The organism is Caballeronia sp. 11_S32 (assembly GCF_056930355.1).
In genome coordinates this window covers 86,648-105,227 of record NZ_JBXOWH010000004.1, presented here as the reverse complement: position 1 = coordinate 105,227, position 18,580 = coordinate 86,648, and the positions used below count along the sequence as shown (strand labels likewise).

19 protein-coding genes are annotated in these 18,580 nt (G+C 63.5%); 11 read left to right on the top strand and 8 right to left on the bottom strand.

Annotated features, from left to right (window positions below):
• Nucleotides 1-137 precede the first annotated feature (137 nt).
• Entirely contained in the window at nt 138-2,876 is a 2,739-nt protein-coding gene (gene polA / locus AC1Z32_RS26520) for a DNA polymerase I (RefSeq protein WP_483483318.1), read from the bottom strand.
• 1 nt (nt 2,877) lies between these two features.
• On the opposite strand from polA, the gene AC1Z32_RS26515 reads away from it, so the two are divergent.
• Together AC1Z32_RS26515 and AC1Z32_RS26510 are read left to right on the top strand one after the other, a co-directional pair.
• Entirely contained in the window at nt 2,878-3,627 is a 750-nt protein-coding gene (locus AC1Z32_RS26515; protein ID WP_483481819.1) for an LOG family protein, read from the top strand.
• A gap of 316 nt (nt 3,628-3,943) precedes the next feature.
• Complete coding sequence (locus AC1Z32_RS26510) at nt 3,944-4,816, top strand: hypothetical protein (protein WP_483481818.1); 873 nt, start codon at nt 3,944-3,946, stop codon at nt 4,814-4,816.
• Nucleotides 4,817-4,850: 34 nt separating this feature from the next.
• On the opposite strand, the gene AC1Z32_RS26505 is transcribed toward AC1Z32_RS26510, so the two are convergent.
• Nucleotides 4,851-6,377 carry an AMP nucleosidase gene (locus AC1Z32_RS26505; protein WP_483481817.1) on the bottom strand — a complete coding sequence of 509 codons (1,527 nt, stop codon included), beginning with the start codon at nt 6,375-6,377 and terminating at the stop codon, nt 4,851-4,853.
• Between the two features lie 229 nt (nt 6,378-6,606).
• Here AC1Z32_RS26505 and AC1Z32_RS26500 point away from each other — a divergent pair, with 229 nt between their 5' ends.
• From AC1Z32_RS26500 to AC1Z32_RS26480, 5 genes are all read left to right on the top strand, one after another.
• Complete coding sequence (locus AC1Z32_RS26500) at nt 6,607-7,008, top strand: hypothetical protein (RefSeq protein WP_062603573.1); 402 nt, start codon at nt 6,607-6,609, stop codon at nt 7,006-7,008.
• A gap of 125 nt (nt 7,009-7,133) precedes the next feature.
• The gene (locus AC1Z32_RS26495; protein WP_483481816.1) at nt 7,134-8,120 is read left to right on the top strand and encodes a homoserine kinase; all 987 of its coding nucleotides are present in this window, start codon (nt 7,134-7,136) and stop codon (nt 8,118-8,120) included.
• Complete coding sequence (locus tag AC1Z32_RS26490; protein WP_483481815.1) at nt 8,111-8,932, top strand: BPSS1780 family membrane protein; 822 nt, start codon at nt 8,111-8,113, stop codon at nt 8,930-8,932. Before AC1Z32_RS26495 ends, AC1Z32_RS26490 begins: the two co-directional genes overlap by 10 nt.
• Nucleotides 8,933-9,037: 105 nt before the next feature.
• Complete coding sequence (locus AC1Z32_RS26485; RefSeq protein ID WP_483481814.1) at nt 9,038-9,511, top strand: MarR family winged helix-turn-helix transcriptional regulator; 474 nt, start codon at nt 9,038-9,040, stop codon at nt 9,509-9,511.
• Nucleotides 9,512-9,642: 131 nt separating this feature from the next.
• Entirely contained in the window at nt 9,643-10,062 is a 420-nt protein-coding gene (locus tag AC1Z32_RS26480) for an organic hydroperoxide resistance protein (protein ID WP_483481813.1), read from the top strand.
• Between the two features lie 105 nt (nt 10,063-10,167).
• Here AC1Z32_RS26480 and AC1Z32_RS26475 read toward each other — a convergent pair whose 3' ends face one another.
• Nucleotides 10,168-10,341, bottom strand: a complete 174-nt coding sequence (locus AC1Z32_RS26475; RefSeq protein ID WP_483481812.1) for a DUF3563 family protein — start codon at nt 10,339-10,341, stop codon at nt 10,168-10,170.
• Nucleotides 10,342-10,478: 137 nt separating this feature from the next.
• Nucleotides 10,479-11,639 carry an extracellular catalytic domain type 1 short-chain-length polyhydroxyalkanoate depolymerase gene (locus AC1Z32_RS26470; RefSeq protein ID WP_483481811.1) on the bottom strand — a complete coding sequence of 387 codons (1,161 nt, stop codon included), beginning with the start codon at nt 11,637-11,639 and terminating at the stop codon, nt 10,479-10,481.
• A 329-nt stretch (nt 11,640-11,968) separates the two neighbouring features.
• Here AC1Z32_RS26470 and AC1Z32_RS26465 point away from each other — a divergent pair, with 329 nt between their 5' ends.
• Complete coding sequence (locus AC1Z32_RS26465; RefSeq protein WP_483481810.1) at nt 11,969-12,664, top strand: phosphatase PAP2 family protein; 696 nt, start codon at nt 11,969-11,971, stop codon at nt 12,662-12,664.
• 31 nt (nt 12,665-12,695) lie between these two features.
• Here the strand turns inward: AC1Z32_RS26465 and AC1Z32_RS26460 are convergent, their stop codons facing one another.
• Together AC1Z32_RS26460 and AC1Z32_RS26455 are read right to left on the bottom strand one after the other, a co-directional pair.
• Nucleotides 12,696-13,520 (bottom strand): TOBE domain-containing protein, encoded by an 825-nt coding sequence (locus AC1Z32_RS26460; protein WP_483481809.1) that lies wholly within the window; start codon nt 13,518-13,520, stop codon nt 12,696-12,698.
• A 43-nt stretch (nt 13,521-13,563) separates the two neighbouring features.
• Nucleotides 13,564-15,087 carry a CHAD domain-containing protein gene (locus AC1Z32_RS26455; RefSeq protein WP_483481808.1) on the bottom strand — a complete coding sequence of 508 codons (1,524 nt, stop codon included), beginning with the start codon at nt 15,085-15,087 and terminating at the stop codon, nt 13,564-13,566.
• A gap of 180 nt (nt 15,088-15,267) precedes the next feature.
• Here AC1Z32_RS26455 and AC1Z32_RS26450 point away from each other — a divergent pair, with 180 nt between their 5' ends.
• Nucleotides 15,268-16,854 (top strand): inorganic phosphate transporter, encoded by a 1,587-nt coding sequence (locus AC1Z32_RS26450; RefSeq protein WP_483481807.1) that lies wholly within the window; start codon nt 15,268-15,270, stop codon nt 16,852-16,854.
• A 332-nt stretch (nt 16,855-17,186) separates the two neighbouring features.
• On the top strand, nt 17,187-17,345 hold the full coding sequence (locus AC1Z32_RS26445; RefSeq protein ID WP_483481806.1) for a DUF3309 family protein: 159 nt from the start codon (nt 17,187-17,189) through the stop codon (nt 17,343-17,345).
• 95 nt (nt 17,346-17,440) lie between these two features.
• Here AC1Z32_RS26445 and AC1Z32_RS26440 read toward each other — a convergent pair whose 3' ends face one another.
• On the bottom strand, nt 17,441-17,749 hold the full coding sequence (locus AC1Z32_RS26440) for a hypothetical protein (protein ID WP_483481805.1): 309 nt from the start codon (nt 17,747-17,749) through the stop codon (nt 17,441-17,443).
• Between the two features lie 17 nt (nt 17,750-17,766).
• The gene (locus AC1Z32_RS26435; RefSeq protein ID WP_483481804.1) at nt 17,767-17,991 is read right to left on the bottom strand and encodes a hypothetical protein; all 225 of its coding nucleotides are present in this window, start codon (nt 17,989-17,991) and stop codon (nt 17,767-17,769) included.
• Nucleotides 17,992-18,269: 278 nt separating this feature from the next.
• Here AC1Z32_RS26435 and AC1Z32_RS26430 point away from each other — a divergent pair, with 278 nt between their 5' ends.
• Nucleotides 18,270-18,542, top strand: coding sequence for a DUF2866 domain-containing protein (locus AC1Z32_RS26430; protein WP_483481803.1), 273 nt, complete (start codon nt 18,270-18,272; stop codon nt 18,540-18,542).
• Nucleotides 18,543-18,580: the final 38 nt, after the last annotated feature.

The following is an 18,580-nucleotide window of genomic DNA, read 5'->3' as shown; positions in this document are numbered from 1 at the left end:
ATCGACCTTCGTGCTTGACTTCCTCGTTTGACTTGATTGTGCGTGAGCTTCGATGACAGTCACAAGCGCGTCACCAACATGTCGGACATATGCGACATGTGCCGCATATGCCTTGCGCAAAGTATTTCAGCGCGCCTTCAGTGCGCTTCTTCCCAGTTATTGCCGACGCCCACCTCCGCGACGAGCGGCACCTTCAGCTTCGCGACGCCGCACATCAGTTCAGGTAAGCGCTTCCTGACCTCGGGAAGCGCTTCCTCGGGCACTTCGAGCACGAGTTCATCGTGCACCTGCATGATCATCTTCGCGCCGATGCCCGAGCTTTCGAGCCAGTCCTGCACGGCGATCATCGACAGCTTGATGAGATCGGCGGCGGTGCCCTGCATCGGCGCGTTGATCGCGGCGCGCTCGGCGGCCTGACGACGCGGCCCGCTGCCGCCGTTGATCTCGGGCAGCCACAAACGCCGGCCGAACACGGTCTCGACGAAACCGTTCGCCTTGGCGCTCATGCGCGTGTTCTCCATATACGCCGCGACGCCAGGATAGCGCGCGAAATAGCGGTCGATATAAAGCTTCGCCGCATCGCGCGTGATGCCGAGATTCGACGCGAGCCCGAACGAGCTCATGCCATAGATCAAGCCGAAGTTGATCACCTTCGCGATGCGCCGCTGATCGTTGTCGACCTCGAGCGGCGTGACGCTGAACACTTCGGAAGCGGTGGCGCGGTGCACGTCTTCGCCTTCCTTGAACGCGCGCATCAGCGATTCGTCGCCGGAAATATGCGCCATGATGCGCAATTCGATCTGCGAGTAATCCGCCGATACGATCTTGCTGCCCGGCGGCGCGATGAACGCTTCGCGAATGCGCCGGCCTTCGCCCGTGCGCACCGGGATGTTCTGCAGGTTCGGCTCGTTCGACGACAGGCGCCCCGTCACCGCGACGGCCTGCGCATAGTTCGTATGCACGCGCCCCGTCGACGCGTTCACCATGCGCGGCAGCTTGTCCGTGTAGGTGGACTTGAGCTTCGACAACCCGCGATGTTCGAGCAGCACCTTCGGCAGCGGATAGTCTTCGGCGAGCTTTTGCAGCACTTCTTCATCGGTGGAGGGCGCGCCGCTCGGCGTCTTCTTCACGACGGGCAATGCCAGCTTCTCGAAGAAGATCTGGCCGATCTGCTTCGGCGAGCCGAGATTGAATTCGCCGCCCGCGAGCTCATACGCCTGCGCCTGAAGATCGATGAGACGCTTCGCGATCTCGTTGCTTTGCGCATCGAGCCTCTGGCGATCGATCAGCACACCGTTGCGTTCCATCTTGCGCAGCACGCGCGAGGTGGGCATCTCGATGTCGCGATACACGTGCAGCAGGCCTTCCTCCTGCGCCACTTGCGGATACAGCGCGTGATGCAGACGCAGCGTGATGTCGGCATCTTCGGCGGCATATGCGGACGCCTTGTCGAGCGGCACTTCGTCGAAGCCGATCTGCGATGCGCCCTTGCCCGCGACGTCTTCGTACTTGATCGTCTTCACGCCGAGATGACGCAGCGCGAGGTTATCCATGTCATGCGGACGATGCGATTCGAGCACGTACGATTGCAGGAGCGTGTCGTGCTCGACGCCGCGCATCTCGATGCCGTAGTTGGCAAGCACCTGCTCGTCGTACTTCAGGTGTTGACCGACTTTTTTCTTCGACGCATCCTCGAGCCAGGGCTTGAGCTTCGCGAGCACTTCATCGCGCGGCAATTGCTCGGGCGCGTCCGGCCCGCGATGCGCGACAGGAATGTATGCCGCGTGCCCCGGCTCGGTCGACACCGACATGCCGACGATCTGCGCGGTCATCGGATCGAGCGACGTGGTTTCGCTGTCGAACGACGTGATCTCCGCTTCGTTGATGCGCTTGAGCCATGCATCGAACTGCTCCCACGTCTGCACCGTCTCGTAGTGATGGACGATTTCGGTGACTTGGGCGGGCGGCGTGTCGGTCGGGCCTTCGACCGCATCGGCGATTTCGATTTCGCGCAGCCACGTCTTGAAGCCGTGACGCAGGAACACGTCGCGCAGCTCGTCGCGGGATTCGGGACGTGTCAAGAGCGTGCTGTCGATCGACTCGATCTGCGAAGTGAGATCGCATTCCGTGTGCACGGTGACGAGCTTTTTCGCCATCGGCAGGAAGTCCAGAGCATGGCGCAGATTGTCTCCTACCGCACCTTTGATCTCATTCGCATGTTCTACGATGCCATCAAGGGTTTCGTATTGTGTGAGCCATTTGAGCGCTGTCTTGGGGCCGCACTTCTCGACGCCCGGCACGTTGTCGACGGTATCGCCGATGAGCGACAGATAGTCGACGATGCGCTCCGGCGGCACGCCGAACTTGGTCTGCACGCCGGCGCGGTCGAGCGTTTCGTTGGTCATCGTATTGATGAGGGTGACATGATCCGTCACGAGCTGAGCCAGATCCTTGTCGCCCGTCGACACGATCACCTTCATGCCGCGCTTTTCGGCCTCGACCGCGAGCGTGCCGATGACGTCGTCGGCCTCGACGCGCTCGATCATCACGAGCGGCCAGCCGAGCGCGCGCACGGCGACGTGGATGGGCTCGATCTGCTTGCCGAGGTCGTCAGGCATCGAGGGCCGGTTGGCCTTGTATTCGGCGTACCAGTCGTCGCGGAAAGTCTTGCCTTTGGCATCAAATACGCACGCGCTATACTCAGCATTGATTTCGCGCCGCAAGCGCCGCAGCATGTTGATCATTCCATACAGAGCGCCGGTAGGCCCGCCGTCGGGGCCTCGCAAGTCCGGCATCGCATGGTAGGCCCGGTACAAGTAACTAGAACCGTCGACCAATAGCAGGGTCTTACCTTCAAGACTTAGTTCTTCAGGCATTATGAACAAGAGAAAAGTGATTCCGAGTCTGCGATCGCTCGCAGATCAAGAGCGCGCGACGGCCAAGAAGGCTCGCGCATCGTGGCAGATGTTCACGATTATGGCAGAGTTTATCGAGGCGACCGAGTACCTCTCGGAGATCCGCCCTGCCATCAGCATCTATGGTTCGGCGCGTCTGAAACCGGAGTCGCCGTACTATCAGCGCACGATCGAAATCGCGCAGAAATTCTCCGACGCGGGCTTCGCCGTCATTTCGGGCGGCGGGCCGGGCATCATGGAAGCGGCCAATAAGGGCGCGCATGCGGGCAAGTCGCCTTCGGTGGGCTTGAATATCGAACTGCCGCACGAGCAATCGGGCAATCAGTGGCAGGACATCTCGCTGCGTTTCCGTCACTTCTTCACGCGCAAGGTCACGTTCGTGAAGAACTCGGACGCGGTCGTGGTGATGCCGGGCGGCTTCGGCACGCTGGATGAGCTTGCCGAAGTGCTGACGCTCATTCAGACGAAAAAGTCGCGCCATGTGCCGATCGTGCTGGTCGGCGCGGAGTTCTGGTCGGGGCTGCTCGACTGGTTCAAGAACACGCTTCTCACCAACGGCGTGATCAGCCCGAAGGATCTGGATCTGATGCAGGTCATCGACGATCCGGATCAGGTGCTGGATGCCGTGCTGCGGTTCTATGAAGATCGCGAGGAATCGGTCGAGCAGCCGGCGGAAAGCAAGTCGGATGAGGATCGGATGTTCTATTTGTAAGACGGCCGTTTCGAGAGAGCAAAGCGCCGTGCCCCGAGCACGGCGCTCGCTACCGCGTCCCGCCTTGTGCGCGCACCTCTGCCCCGGCATCCCGCGCCGCGGCTTCACACATTTCCACAAAATATAGTTATCCGAAACGTATGCTAGCGCCCGCGCGGACAGTTACTGCCCGAGCCTTGCGCTGGCTTCGAATCGCGGATGCCGCGAGGAATGCACTATTTTCCTCACGATTCGATAGCTTCTTTAAATACGGGACTTTTCGCGATTGTGCTTCGACGAAGAGCCCATCTGGTTGCGTGGAAAATCCAGAAATCAAATGAAAAAAGCATTGAATCAGACACTTCGCCTCGCGCTCGCGGCGACGATGACTATTACCCTGCTCTCGGGCTGCGAACGAGGATCAAATACCCCGACTAACGCATCGCCCTCGGCAGCCGGTTCCTCCGCCGAACCGAATTCCGCTGCTATGGACAAGAAGGTTGCCCTTCTCAAAGATATTTCGGGGGTCTGGAATCCAGCCTCGACGGTCGGACTGACGACGATCTATTTCGCGGATAACCGGTTTCAGATTCTGCAAGGCGACACGCCGCTGGCGGTAACGGTGGGTGACGTGGACCCCGATGCCGAAACCGTCAACGTCAATACCAGAATCCGTGGCAAGGATGAGATTCTGACGTTCCGAAAAATGTGGAATACGGATCACACGGCATACAACCTTTCGATGACCGGCAGCGACGGCATGCAGGAAACGCTCGAATTCGTCCGCCGCATCAGCAACGATGACCTCAACCGCATCGCGCGCCTGAGCATCGCCAGGACGTCGGCGCCGCAACCGTCACAGCTCGCCGAAGCGACGCCGGTTGCCGCTTCGGCCAATCGCGGTGTCGTCGACATGTGGCTTGGCGGAATCGACATGAATCTGCGTTCATGCCCGGGCTCCACGTGCTCCGCGCTCATGATCCTGCCCAAGGATTCCAAGGTGAGCGTGGATACGTCGACGATCCGTGACGTCACCGAATCATCCGGCACCAACACGCCTTGGGTGCGCGTGACATACGAAGGCGCCTATTGCACGCCCGCGGAACTCGATCAGCAGACCGGCTGCGCGCCATCTCACGGTACCGAAGCCCCTGCCACCGGCTGGATGAACTACACGAGACTGATGTCGGCGCCACGCGTCCAGGAATAAGCGTGCGCCCGAATTTCCCGCCATGGCGCGGGCATCACTGAAACGCCACCTCCGCGAAGCTGCGCAACTTCCGGCTATGCAACTTCGACAGCCCGTTCATGCGCAGCAGCTCCATCGCTTTCACGCCGATCTGCAAATGCTGATCCACTTGCGCGCGATAGAACTGGTCGGCCATGCCGGGCAGCTTCAATTCCCCATGCAGCGGCTTGTCGGAGACGCATAGCAGCGTCCCATACGGCACGCGGAAGCGAAACCCGTTCGCCGCGATCGTCGCACTTTCCATGTCGAGCGCGACTGCCCGGCTTTGCGACAACCGTCGCACCGGCTCGCGATGATCGCGCAATTCCCAGTTGCGGTTATCGACGCTCGCGACCGTGCCCGTGCGCATCACGCGCTTCAGATCGACGCCTTCGAGCTGCGTCACCTGCGCCACCGCGCGCTCCAGCGCCACCTGCACTTCCGCGAGCGCCGGCACCGGCACCCAAAGCGGCAGATCGTCGTCGAGCACGTGATCCTCGCGCACATAGCCGTGAGCGAGCACGTAATCGCCCAGACGCTGCGTGTTGCGCAAGCCCGCGCAGTGCCCAAGCATGATCCACGCATGCGGACGCAGCACCGCGATGTGATCCGTAATCGTCTTCGCGTTCGACGGCCCCACGCCGATGTTCACCATCGTGATGCCGCTGCCGTCCGCGCGCTTCAGGTGATACGCGGGCATCTGCGGCAGGCGCGGCGGCGACGTGCCCTCTTCCGGCTGCTCGCCGAGGTTGGCGTTATACGTGACGACATCGCCCGGCTCGACAAACGACGAATATTCGCTGCGATACGCGCGCGTTTCCTCATTGTCGGCGCGCGACATCATCGTGCGGCCGAGCTTCACGAACTCATCGATATAAAACTGGTAGTTCGTGTACAGCACGTAGTTCTGAAAGTGCGTGGGCGAAGTCGCCGTGTAATGCCTCAGCCGATGCAGCGAGAAATCCACGCGCGCCGCCGTGAAGAGCGCGAGCGGATGCGGCTCGCCCGGTCCCGGCTCGTAGGTGCCGTTGACGATGCGGTCGTCGAGCAGCGCGAGGTCGGGCGTATCGAAGATATTGCGCATCGCGAGCAGCCGGTCGCGGTCGAGATCGCCTTCGAGATGAATGCCCTCGGCAAACGCGAAGTGAATCGGAATGGGGTGCGCGGACACGCCCACTTCGAGGCCCACGTGATGATTCTTCGCGAGCAGCCGCAATTGCTCGCGATAGTAATCGCCAAAGAGATCGGGACGCGTGAGCGTCGTTTCATAGATGCCGGGACCGGCCACGAAACCATACGAGCGCCGCGAGTCGATCTGCGTGTTCAGTTCGGTACGCACACGCACGAACGGATAGCACGCGCGCACGCGGTGCGTGAACTGCTCATTGCGGCGATAGCGCGCGAAGGCATCGCGCAGAAACGCGGTATTCGCTTCATAGATGGCCGAAAGGCGCGTGACGGCCGCGACAGGGTCCTCGAAGGCTTCGGTCGGGAAATCGTTGGCGGGCGTGCCCTGCGTGCTTTGAGTCCGGTCGTTTGTCATGATCTTGTGTCTTTTTTCGATGCCCTCGTAATGAATCGACATTAACACGGAAGAATGCGCGAACCATGAAGTCCCTCTTCGCGTGAGTGCGTGCGATCACACCTCGCAACACCTTTTTGGCAGACCCGTCAAAATTCGCGAAACCGGCGCAAAATAAGGCGTTGCACTGCGCTCGTTACTGAGCCGGCAATCGTTTTGTTAGAATCCGGCCATCGCCTGGAGAACCATCATGAAGCCGCACCTTTGCGCCGCCGCCGCGGCAGTCCTCGCCGCAGCAAGCATCGGCGCATATGCACAGCCGGCCGCTCAGCCGGCGCCGCAACCGGCGGCCCAGAAAATGTCGCCGGAAGAAGCCGCCGGCCTTCCCGACCTGAAAGCCATCAATCGGCCGCCCGCCAATGTCAGCTCGAAAGTCGAAATCTCGCCGCCGCGCACGCCGAGCTTTCATGAACTGAGCACCAACGGCACCGAAATCACCGAATATCGCGACAAGGGCAAGCCCGTCGAAATCGACGTGCGTTCGAATTTCGGCACGCGCTATCAGATGAGCGCGCCCGCCGACACCTCGCCGCAAGTGCGCGACAACGGCAAGGCGAGCACGCGCCTGCCGTCGATCAACCTGCACTACTGATCACGTAAGATTGCTTCGGACCCGCTCGTCGCGAGCGGGTCTGTCCCGCGGCGCGGCGGCTTCCTGCCTCGCGCCGCCGTTCACAGGCCCGCCGCGGGCCGTCCACCCTGACCGACGTTTCCTGCATGGCCGTTTTCACCCCCGTCACCAACGCCGAACTCGGCGACTGGCTGCAAGACTACGATCTCGGCGATGTCGTCGAATTTCGCGGCATCCAGTCGGGCATCGAGAACAGCAACTTCTTTCTCACGACGACGCACGGCGAATACGTGCTGACGATCTTCGAGAACCTCACCGCGACGCAACTGCCGTTCTATCTCGATCTGATGCGCCATCTGGCGTCGCATCGCGTGCCGGTGCCCGATCCGATGCCGCGCCGCGACGGCTCGCTCTTCGGCATGCTGCGCGGCAAGCCCGCGAGCGTCGTGACGAAGCTCGAAGGCGCGCCCGAACTCACGCCGACGCCCGCGCACTGCATCGAAGTCGGTCAGATGCTCGCGCGCCTGCATCTCGCGGGACGCGATTTCGCGCAGCATCAGCCGAATCTGCGCAGCCTCTCGTGGTGGCAGGAAAAGGCGCCGTCTATCCTCGATTTCCTGAGCGGCGAGCAGCGCGAACTCTTCGAAAGCGAACTCGCGCATCAAGCGGCGTTCTTCGGCTCGGCGGATTACGCGTCGCTGCCCGACGGCCCGTGCCATTGCGATCTCTTCCGCGACAACGTGCTGTTCGCGCACGGCCGCGAGCATGCGCGTCTGGGCGGCTTCTTCGATTTCTACTTCGCGGGCGTCGACAAATGGCTGTTCGACGTCGCCGTGACCGTGAACGACTGGTGCATCGACCTCGCGACAGGCGTGCTCGATCCCGCGCGCGTCGACGCGATGCTGCGCGCGTATCAGACCGTGCGTCCGTTCACGCCCGCCGAGGAGCGCCACTGGAACGACATGCTGCGCGCCGGCGCAATGCGCTTCTGGGTCTCGCGCCTTTTCGACTTCTATCGCCCGCGCGAAGCGCAAATGCTCAAAGCGCACGATCCCGGCCATTTCGAACGCATTCTGCGCGAACGCGTCAAAGCCGCTTCCCCGTCAACCGATAACCCTGCGACATGCGACTGATCGAAGTTCCCGCCAAGACCGGCTACGTGTGGTTCCGGCAGGGCATCTGGCTATTCCGGCGCAACCCGTTCGCGTTTCTCACGGTGTTCTTCGCCTATCTGTTCGTGATGACGCTGATCTCGCGTGTGCCGCTCATCGGCCCGCTGTTGCCGCTGCTGTTCATTCCGGGCGTCGCGGTCGGCTTCATGGCGGCGTGCCGCAACACGATCGCGGGCAAGCCCGTCTGGCCGACCATTCTCGTCGACGGCTTCCGCTCGTACGGCGGCGTCGTCGCGCGACGGCTGCTCGCGCTGGGCGCGCTGTACATCGTCGCGATGATGGTGATTTTCACGGCGTCGGCGCTCGTGGACGGCGGCACGCTGCTCAGCATCATGATGGGCGACGGCCCGAGCGGCGATCCGGAAACCGTCGCCGCGAGCTTCAGCCCGATGGCCGTGCTCGTCGCGATGGGCTGTTACATCCCGATCGCGATGCTGTTCTGGTTCGCGCCGATTCTCGTGGCGTGGCACGACGTGCCGCCCGCGAAGGCGCTGTTCTTCAGCCTCGTGTCGTGCTGGCGCAATCGCGGCGCGTTCATCTACTACGGCGTGCTGTGGATCGTCATCGCGCTGGCGGTGTCGTTCGGTCTCACCGCGCTGATGCAGGCGCTCGGCGCGGGACAGGAAATGGCGCTCGCGGTGTTGATGCCCGCGTCGATCATCGTCACGACCGCGCTGTATTGCTCGTTCTACGCGACCTATCGCGGCTGCTTCGGCGTGCAGTCGCCGGACACGCCGGACATTCCGAACGCGTCGGATACCCCCAACGCCTGACCGGATGCCGCGCTCGTCGAACGGGCGTGGCGATCCTTCGTGCACGAAGCGTTGCACGTACACTAGCGGCATCGGCCGCCACGGCCTTTCCGCCGCGCCCTTGCCATGACTCAGCCCGACGCTTCGCCCGCCGCTCTGCCCGATTTCCCGCTCGAACTCGACCAGCAGTTGTGCTTCGCGCTTTATTCGACATCGCTCGCGATGACCAAGGCGTACAAGCCGCTGCTGGAAAAGCTCGGCCTGACGTATCCGCAATATCTGGCGATGCTCGTGCTCTGGGAAACCAACGATCTGACCGTCAAGGAAATCGCCGCGCGCCTCTCGCTCGATTCGGCGACGATGACGCCGCTGCTCAAGCGCCTCGAAGCGCAAGGCTATGTCGAGCGCGTGCGGGGCGTCGAGGACGAGCGTCAGGTTCATATCCGGCTGACAGACGCGGGGCGCACGCTCAAGCAAGCCGCCCACGCGATCCCGGGCGAAATCTACTGCGCGTCGGGTTCCGACATCGACGCGATGCTGCGCCTGCGCGGCGATCTCGTGCGCCTGCGCACTTCCCTCAACGCATACCTCGAAGACTGAACGCGCCTCGATAGCGTGCCTCTACCGCACCGATTATAATATTTTAATTAACGCGCTAATGATTAGCGCGATATATTTACGCCGTGGTCAACGCAACATCAACCTGACAAACCGAACCCACGGAGAAAACCATGAGCATTCTGTACAAAGCAACGGCGACGAGCACGGGCGGACGTGATGGCCGCGCCATTTCCTCGGACGAGCAACTGAACGTGAAATTGAGCGCACCGAAGGAGCTCGGCGGCACGGGCGCGCCGGGGACGAATCCGGAGCAGTTGTTTGCCGCGGGCTATTCGGCCTGCTTTCTCTCGGCGATGAAGTTCGTCGCGGGCCAGCAAAAACGCGCGGTTCCGGCCGATACGACCGTCACCGCCGATGTGGGCGTCGGTCCCAACGATGCGGGCGGCTTCAGGCTGGACATAGAGTTGCGCGTCTCACTGCCGGGACTCGACGCAGCGGACGCCCAAGCCTTGGTCGATGCCGCGCACAAGGTCTGTCCTTACTCGAACGCGACGCGCAATAACGTAGACGTGCGCGTGAAGGTCATCTGAGTCGAGCGAGCGAAAACGAAAATGCCGGCTCGCTGGCCGGCATTTCGCGTTTGCATCGATAAAAGACGCCGGCCAATGAACCGGCGCCTTTTCAAGCGCAGAGACTTAGTTGGACATCCACGACGGATGACGGGTCGCCGCATGCTGGTCCAGCTTCTTCATACGATATTCAAGATCGTAGATGTCCGTGGCTTCGGCGAGATAGGCGTCGTCGCGCGCACGATCGCGCTGGTCGGCGGACTTGGTCAGGAACAGGAAAATGCGGCTGAGCAGGAACATTGTGGGCCTCGCTTGAATACTAGGGTTACTACCTATGAATGCGATTATAGGGTAATCCCTGAGTCAACACCAGCCCAAAACCTTAGAACGCTGATACTAAAGACTAATTTGCAACACTCGAAACACTGAAAGCGGCCTCAGGCGACGTACGCATCCCGCGCGGCGACGGCAGGACGCCGCTGATGCTTGAAGAACTCCCACATCACCGCCGACGAATCCGGTCCCTTCGACGAATGAAACGCCACGGTATCGTCGCCGCCGGCCCAGGAATGACCGAGGCCGCGCACGATCGACGTCTTCACCACACGCCGCCCGTTCTTGAAGTAGTCGGTCACGACGCCGTCGGCGTGCTTCTCCTCACGCGCCTCGCCCGCGCGGCGATTGCCCGCCGCGTCGACAAAGCCGTTCAGCCGCAGGAATTGCTTCGTCAGTTGCTCGGCGTTGGCGGCGGTCACCACCGAATCCAGCTCGCCGTGCAGGATGATGGCGGGCATGCCCGGATACTCGCGCACATCGAGGGCCGCGTCGATCAGCGCAACGGGGTCGCTGCGGGTGCCGCGGCGCATCACGTCCATTGCGCTGATGGCCGAGCGAGCGTCGCCGAAGACCACGCCCGAATGCAGGCCAACGGCAGCGAACACATGCGGATAGCGCACCGCGAGCAGCGCCGCGAGCCCGGCGCCCGCGGACATGCCCGCGAGATACACCCGCTCCGGATCCAGATCGTGCTGCTCGACCATCGCATTCACCAGCGATACGACCGACGCCGCCTCGCCACCGCCGCCGCTCCCCGAGTCGTCATACCAGCGCCAGCAGCGATGCGCATGATCGTGCTTCGATTGTTCGGGGTACAGCACCGCGAATCCGTACCTGTCGGCGAGCAGATTGATGCGCGTGCCTTGCGCGAACTCATCGGCGTTCTGCTTGCAGCCGTGCAGCATGACGACGAGCGGCATAGGCTCGTGACTCGACTTCGGCGGCATATAGAGCGCGTAGGACATGTGATTCACGAAGCGGCCGGCGGTGGGCGGCGCGGAGTGATACGACCGCGCCCACTTCCCGCGCGCCCACGCCGACGCGCGCGGACGCACGCGCGACTCGCGCATCGCCGGGCGCGCGCCGGCGTGAGGCGCGCTTGCCGCCTTGACGGCCGCCCCCGGTTTCAGTTTCGGTTTGACGGTTTTCGCTCGCGCGGGCTTGGCCGCCGCGCGCGGCTTCGGTGCGCGAATCGCTTCCACCGGGTTGGCGACCAGGCGTCTCAAGCCGCGCAACCAGAGCTTGGTAAGGCTTTTCGACATTCGGCTGGGTCCTCTACAAATATGCATGTGATGGCGCGACAATCATCCGCACCGGTTGTGCATTGCACAATAACACCAAATCGGTTCGCAAGCGCTGCGCCATAACTCACATATCGGGATGAGTTAACAGCAATTCAACGAAAAAGAAAAATTTAAACAGAAGTTACGCGCTGTAACGTCGGACCGGTTTAGGGAATGTCGCATAATTCAGTATCTTCCCAAGCGGTATACTGCTCGGGTTTTGCGGCAGCGCTCATCGGCGCTCCACTCGATGTCCCAAACTGCTGCGGCTGCCGCACTGCAGCAACCTCCATTCCCAAAAAACAGCAATGAACGTGGACTTGCCCGTGTCAACCTGGATATCCGTGACCGCCCTCGGCAGCGTGGGCGTCATGGGTCCCGTGGCGCTCATCGTGGCCGCATGGCTTGCGCTTGGCTATCGCTGGAAGTACGCGGGCGCGTGGCTCGCGCTGCTCGGCGCCGCGAGCGGCCTCGTCGCGTTGAGCAAGATTGCGTTCATCGGCTGGGGAATCGGCGTGCGCCATCTGGATTTCACCGGCATCAGCGGGCATGCGCTGATGTCTACCGCGGTGCTGCCGGTCGCGATCTTCGTCGCGCTCCTGCCCGCGCGTGGTGCGCGCGGCGCAATGCGCGCCGCCGGTGTCGCGGTAGGTGTGCTGCTGGGCGTGTGGGTCGGCGTGTCGCGCGTCGTGCTCGACGCGCATTCGGTCTCGGAAGTGGTCGCGGGCTGTGCGCTCGGCGCAGTGGTCGCGCTCGCGTTCGTATGCATCGCGTGGCGGGCCGAGCCCGGCAAGCTCTCGCCGATGCCCGTCGCCGCGAGCCTCGCCGCTGTGGTCGTGGCCCTGCATGGCGTGCCTGTGCCGACACAGCACTGGATCACCGAAATCGCACTCGGGCTGTCGGGCCACGAACGCCCCTACGTGCGGGCGAGCTGGAAGGCGAAGAGCTATCGCGCGCCGGACCGCCGCACCGACTCGCCGCCGCCGGAGCGGCTGGCCGCCTGACGCAGCCGCCGCCTCCGCCTGGCGCGACGCTTCAGTCGTTCACGCCGATAATCACGCTCGACGCCTTGATCACCGCCACCGCCTTCTGACCTTGCGCGAGGCCGAGCGTATCGGCGCTCTGGTTGGTGATGATCGCGGTGACGGTGGTCGAATCGTCGAGCGAAAGTGTCACTTCGGCGTTCACCGCGCCCTTCGTCACGCTGGCAACGGTGCCGCGCAGCTGATTGCGCGCCGACAGCTTCGCGTTCGTGTCTTCCATCAGCATGACCCACGACGCCTTGATGAGCGCGAAGGCGTCGCTGCCTTCCTTCAAGCCCAGCGCTTCGGTGCTCTCGTGCGTGACGACCGCGACGATCGTCTGGCCGCCCGGCAGGCCGAGCTCGATTTCATCGTTCACGGCGCCGCGCGTGACTTTCGTCACCTTGCCGGCCAGTTGATTGCGTGCGCTTGTTTTCATCCCCAGTCTCCCGATCAGTTGCCAGTCATGGGCGAAGCCTTCGATGGCCGCGCCCGCCCGTTCCAGAAATTTCCTATGCTCGCGCTCGACCGCCCGATACGTGTCGATGAGGCGCAGCGCTGCCGGCGTGAGCGTCGTGCCGCCGCCGCCCCGGCCGCCGGTCGCGCTCGTCACGAGCGGCTGTCCGGCGAGGTTGTTCATCGTATCGACCGCATCCCACGCGGCCTTGTAGCTCATGCCGACGGCCTTCGCCGCCGCCGTGATCGATCCCGAGTCGCGAATCGCGGCCAGGAGCGCGATGCGCGCCGCGCCGCCGAGCGTCTCCGTGCCGCTTTTCAGCCACACGGAGCCGCCGAGTTCCAGCGGATCGCGCACCTTGGCCGGTGCTGTTTTGGTCATGATCGCCCCTGTGATCGTGCTGAAACGTAAACGCTTGTTGCAATTATATCGATGCCTTCACGCGCGGACGGCGCATCGAGCGAAGCAGCCGCTCGCCTTCCTGCGCATCCTTTTTCGCCGCCGCCGCGCCCCACGCGCGCGCGAAGCCGCGCTGATAATCGCTGGCTTCGGGAATGGATGCGAGGCGGTCGGCGGCGACGGCCGCATCGTTCGCCTCGCCGAGCACCGTCTGAAGCTCGCCGAGGCGCTTCGCGGTGTCGTTGCGCGTGCGCCGCGACGTGACCGAGCGGAAGAATTCGAGCGCATAGCGCAGGCGCTTCGCGTGGATGCGCACGCGATGCCGCTCGTGCGGCTCGAGCGAGGCGAGATCGGGCACGCGCGCGATGCGCCGGTAATCCTTGCGGATGCGCTTCTCCGCGTAGCTCACGAAGCGCGCCGGCGACTCGTCGTCCTGCGAGGCGAAGCGGGCAAGCCATTCGACGAATGCGAGCGTGAGGCGCGCGTAGCGCTTCGACGCGAGCGCGTCGCTCACCTTGTCCCGCGCGATGCGGCGCTTCACGTCGGCGGCGGCGATGAGCGTCTGCCAGCGCTCGGCGCTGTCGTCGGCATCGGCGTAGGCGGCGAGCGTCTTGTCGGTGAAGACGTCCCAGTCGCGCGCGTCGGCGAGCAGGTCGCCGAACCACTTCAGATCGGGCGCGATGCGCGTGTTCCACGCATCATCGACGTAATCGCGAAAAAGCTTCAGCAGCGTCTTCAGGCGCCGCTGGGCGACGCGCAACTGATGCACGTGCTCATCGCAAAGGCCCGCGCGCGATGCCGCCGCGTTGCCGAACCACTGCTCCGCCACGGATGCCGCGATCGCCGCGAACGCCTCGCGGCGCGTCGCCGTGCGCGGCAGATCGAGCCTTTGCGCATGCACGGCTTCCGTCTCCGATTCAGGCGTTTCGTCCGGGGCGATAAAAAACGGCGCCGCATCGACGACTTCGCCCGCGATGCGGAACACCGCGTCGAGCGCGCCGTTCACCGACGGCGCCGCGAGCCGCAGTGTCGGAAGTCCCAGCCCGGAGTTTTCGAGCGTCGCGAGGATGTCCGCGCCGCCCGCGTCGATGCGCCATTCGATGCGCTCGATCTCGCGCCCGGACTGAGGCTCCGGCGCGGGCACGCCGGCCGTTTCGCCGTCGCCCTCCGGCGTCACGGCGGTTTCCGGCCCGACATGCCGATACGCCTTGGCGAGCGGCCCGCGCAACGCGTCCTCGGCTTGCGCGAATTCGACCAGCGACGCCGCGAGATCCTCGCCCGCGGGCCGCGCGAAGGTCCGATAGCGCGTGAAGCCGGGCATCGGAATGCCTTCCTCCTGCACGGCGCAGAGCGTTCTGCCGCCTTCCACCGTATCGACCGACAAGCGCCATCGCGGCGACTTCAGCGGAATCTCCCGCGTCGCGATGCGTGTGCCGACGCCCGGCATGTCCGCGAACGCGGCAACGCGCTGCAACTGGCCGGCGAGCGCGCCGATCGAGCCGTCTTCCGATCGATGCGATTGCAGCGTCACCTCGACCCAGACCGTCATGAAGTCTCCCAGGAGCGGTCTCGCGCCGCCCGTCAATTCATACGAAAGCCCGTATTTTCCCGATTCACGAAACCGACACACCGCCCGGGAAACATGGCCATTTGCGCTTCCGAAACGCTTCTCGTCTGGCTTTTCGACTTCCGATACGACCTCGCGCAGCACCAGCCACAAGGACGCGACATGAACCAGATTGCCTATCCCCAATCCCGAGAAGGCCGCACGCTCGGGCAGCGGCTCGCGCTGCTGCTCTTCCTGCTCGCGATCTTCGCGGGCGCCGTGTACTGCATCATGCATTTGCTCGACGATCTCGCGCCGGTGCGCGAATCGTCGGCGTTTCCGTACATCCTGCTCGGCATCGCGCTGTTGATCGCGCTCGGCTTCGAGTTCGTCAACGGCTTCCACGACACCGCCAATGCTGTCGCAACTGTAATTTACACGCACTCGTTGACGCCAAACTTAGCGGTTGTCTGGTCGGGCGCATGGAATTTCATCGGCGTGCTGATTTCGAGCGGCGCCGTCGCGTTCGGCATCCTGCAACTGCTGCCGGTAGAGCTGATCATCGGCGTGGGCAGCTCGCAGGGCTTCGCGATGGTCTTCGCGCTGCTGATCGCGGCGATCATCTGGAATCTCGGCACCTGGGCGCTCGGCCTTCCTTCTTCGAGCTCGCACACGCTGATCGGCTCGGTGATCGGCGTCGGTTTGATGAATCAGATGCTGCACGGCACGAACGGCACGTCGGGCGTCGACTGGAGTCAGGCGGTATCGGTCGGCAAGTCGCTGCTGTTTTCGCCGATCGTCGGCTTCATCCTCGCCGGCTTCCTGCTCTATGTGCTCAAGCTCGTCGTGCGCGTGCCGGCGCTCTACAAGGAGCCGGAGAAAAACGCGCCGCCGCCGTTCTGGATCCGCTGTCTGCTGATTCTCACGTGCACGGGCGTGTCGTTCGCGCACGGCTCCAACGACGGCCAGAAGGGCATGGGCCTCATCATGCTGATCCTGATCGGCACGGTGCCGACCGCTTACGCGCTCAATAAAGCCGTCACCGCGAACGAGATGCAGACCTTCGTCGCGGTGAGCCACAGCGCCGCCGACGTGCTGCAGCGCTACGGCAACGGCGCGGCGCCCGCCGCCGACGCGCGCGGCCAGGTCGAAAAGTACGTGCAGACGAAGACACTCGCACCGGACACGATCGCGTCGCTGAAGAGCGTGGTCGATTCGATCGAATCGCAGATCCGCCCGAGCCCGACGATGGCCGCCGTGCCGCAAGGCAATGTCCGCAACGTGCGCAACGAGATGTACATCGCGTCGGAAGCGCTGCGCATCATGGAAAAGCAGAAGTCGCCCGCGTTCTCGAAAGACGACGACGCCGTGCTGAGCAACTACAAGAAGCAGCTCGATCACGCGACGAAATTCATCCCGACGTGGGTGAAGGTGACCGTCGCGGTCGCGCTCGGCCTCGGCACGATGGTCGGCTGGAAGCGCATCGTCGTGACGGTGGGCGAGCGCATCGGCAAGACACATCTGACGTATGGACAAGGCGCGTCGGCGGAACTCGTCGCGATGCTGACCATCGGCGCCGCCGATGCCTACGGCCTGCCGGTCAGCACGACGCACGTGCTGTCATCGGGCGTCGCGGGCACGATGGCCGCGAACGGCTCCGGCCTGCAGTGGCGCACAGTGCGCAGCCTCGCGCTCGCGTGGATCCTGACGCTGCCGGTATCGATCGCGCTCGCGGGCCTGTTGTTCTGGGCGTTCCGCGGCATCTTCTGAGCGGTTTTCCGACTCGGCGAAACGGCGCAGGAAACACCCTTCGAAGGGCTTTCCGCGCCGTGCAAGTTTTGCCCGACCCGGCTCGTTTCGCCGCTCCTTTTCGACAATCGCGCCCTTGCGCGCACGTTCCCGCAGACGTGGAACGCCTTGTCACACGGGCTTTTCAGGCCCACTGGCACGGCCATTGCTCGACTCCTCTCGTCGATCGCATCAACTGATCGTGCCGGCGGCCCAGAGCCGCCGTCTCCCCCGGCGTATGACTGTCGATGGCAGTTGGGAGGCCGCGCCGGGCGCCGATCCGTCACGCGATCATTTCAACAAGGAGAAGTCGAATGACGATCGGAACCATACTGCTGATCATCCTGATCCTGCTCTTGATCGGCGCGATTCCTTCCTGGCCGCACAGCCGCAGCTGGGGCTACGGGCCGAGCGGGATCGTCGGCGTCGTGCTGATCGTGGTGATCGTTCTGTTGCTGATGGGTCACTTGTGACGTCTCGCGGCCGCGCACAGCCGCAAAACGAAAAGGGGCGCTCCGACGGGGCGCCCCTTTTCGATGTTCGCGTGCCGCGCGTGCCTTCAGACGCTTCAGACTCGCATGACCTGCCCGTTCGGCTCGATCTTGCGCGGAATGACCGGTTCGGTCTGCTTCGGCGACGATGCCCTCGGACGCGGTGTGACAGGCGGCTGCTCGATGGCAGCTTTGTCGGCGACCTGCTTCACCGCGGTCGCGCTCTTCTTCTTCTTCTTGGCCGTGGCCTGTGTGGCCGCGTGCGGCTTGGTCTTGCCCTTGACGGCTTTTGCTTCGGGAGGATTCCAGACTTCCGTGTAACGCTCGGCCGCGAAAAGCGACGACGAGCCGATCAGAAGAACGACGATCAGGAATACGCGCTTCAAGAGATTCGCTCCAACGGTTAGTGGCCCGCTCTGCGCGAGAGGATGGCTTCGAGCGACTGCTCGGATGTCTCCAGCTCGCGCAACGCGGCGTCGAGACGCTCGAGCGAGCGCGCGACGGATTGCCCGTCTCGCTCGAAATCGGGCTCGCCTCGCGTGGCGTCGAACGCTGCGTTGACCGCGCGCGTCGCGCGCATGAAACGTTCGAGCGCGGCGGCTTCGAGCGGATCGTTGCGTGGGTTCATCGGCAAGCTCCTGTTGCAGACAAGCTGTACGAATATACAGTAAGCCGCCGCCACGGCAAACAGGCCGTGCGCGGCGTGGTGAAAATGCCTAAGCGCCTCTTGACCTGTCCGCCCGCGCTGCTTTCCATCGCGCGCGGCGGCATTTCGCCGCGCCTCTTTGCGAACGCTCGCGCGGTTAAGTCGCGCTTAATTCTCGCCCCACACACTCGACTCGCGATCCGGCTCCCATGCCGCCGTCCGCACCGGACGGCCCGAGCCACCAACGTGAGGAATGTGCCATGTCCGTCAATACCGCCGCGCGTCGAAGCTTCGCCAATCTCGCGCCGACCATGCGCAAGCAGTACGCGCTCACCCTGCGCGAATGCCGTCTGTCCTTGCCGGTCGAGCCGCCGTGGGGTCCGGCGTATCGAATGCTCGAGTGGGTATTGAAGGCCGATCCGCGCGTGCAGCGCCGCGTGTTTCCGGCCGATTGCACGCCATCGCAGATCGCCGATGCGCTCCGGTCGCACGTGCCCGGCCGCCGCTACGGCCCGACCGATGAAGACGATTGATCCGTCACTGGGAGCAAGAAAGCGCATGACATGCTTGC

Coding starts and splice junctions, on each gene's coding strand:
- AC1Z32_RS26515 (WP_483481819.1), top strand. CDS start 2,878: ATGAACAAGAGAAAAGTGATTCCGAGTCTGCGATCGCTCGCAGATCAA.
- AC1Z32_RS26485 (WP_483481814.1), top strand. CDS start 9,038: ATGACTCAGCCCGACGCTTCGCCCGCCGCTCTGCCCGATTTCCCGCTC.
- AC1Z32_RS26495 (WP_483481816.1), top strand. CDS start 7,134: ATGGCCGTTTTCACCCCCGTCACCAACGCCGAACTCGGCGACTGGCTG.
- AC1Z32_RS26430 (WP_483481803.1), top strand. CDS start 18,270: ATGTCCGTCAATACCGCCGCGCGTCGAAGCTTCGCCAATCTCGCGCCG.
- AC1Z32_RS26435 (WP_483481804.1), bottom strand. CDS start 17,991: ATGAACCCACGCAACGATCCGCTCGAAGCCGCCGCGCTCGAACGTTTC.
- AC1Z32_RS26490 (WP_483481815.1), top strand. CDS start 8,111: ATGCGACTGATCGAAGTTCCCGCCAAGACCGGCTACGTGTGGTTCCGG.
- AC1Z32_RS26465 (WP_483481810.1), top strand. CDS start 11,969: ATGAACGTGGACTTGCCCGTGTCAACCTGGATATCCGTGACCGCCCTC.
- AC1Z32_RS26445 (WP_483481806.1), top strand. CDS start 17,187: ATGACGATCGGAACCATACTGCTGATCATCCTGATCCTGCTCTTGATC.
- AC1Z32_RS26455 (WP_483481808.1), bottom strand. CDS start 15,087: ATGACGGTCTGGGTCGAGGTGACGCTGCAATCGCATCGATCGGAAGAC.
- AC1Z32_RS26500 (WP_062603573.1), top strand. CDS start 6,607: ATGAAGCCGCACCTTTGCGCCGCCGCCGCGGCAGTCCTCGCCGCAGCA.
- AC1Z32_RS26510 (WP_483481818.1), top strand. CDS start 3,944: ATGAAAAAAGCATTGAATCAGACACTTCGCCTCGCGCTCGCGGCGACG.
- polA (WP_483483318.1), bottom strand. CDS start 2,876: ATGCCTGAAGAACTAAGTCTTGAAGGTAAGACCCTGCTATTGGTCGAC.
- AC1Z32_RS26475 (WP_483481812.1), bottom strand. CDS start 10,341: ATGTTCCTGCTCAGCCGCATTTTCCTGTTCCTGACCAAGTCCGCCGAC.
- AC1Z32_RS26460 (WP_483481809.1), bottom strand. CDS start 13,520: ATGACCAAAACAGCACCGGCCAAGGTGCGCGATCCGCTGGAACTCGGC.
- AC1Z32_RS26480 (WP_483481813.1), top strand. CDS start 9,643: ATGAGCATTCTGTACAAAGCAACGGCGACGAGCACGGGCGGACGTGAT.
- AC1Z32_RS26450 (WP_483481807.1), top strand. CDS start 15,268: ATGAACCAGATTGCCTATCCCCAATCCCGAGAAGGCCGCACGCTCGGG.
- AC1Z32_RS26470 (WP_483481811.1), bottom strand. CDS start 11,639: ATGTCGAAAAGCCTTACCAAGCTCTGGTTGCGCGGCTTGAGACGCCTG.
- AC1Z32_RS26505 (WP_483481817.1), bottom strand. CDS start 6,377: ATGACAAACGACCGGACTCAAAGCACGCAGGGCACGCCCGCCAACGAT.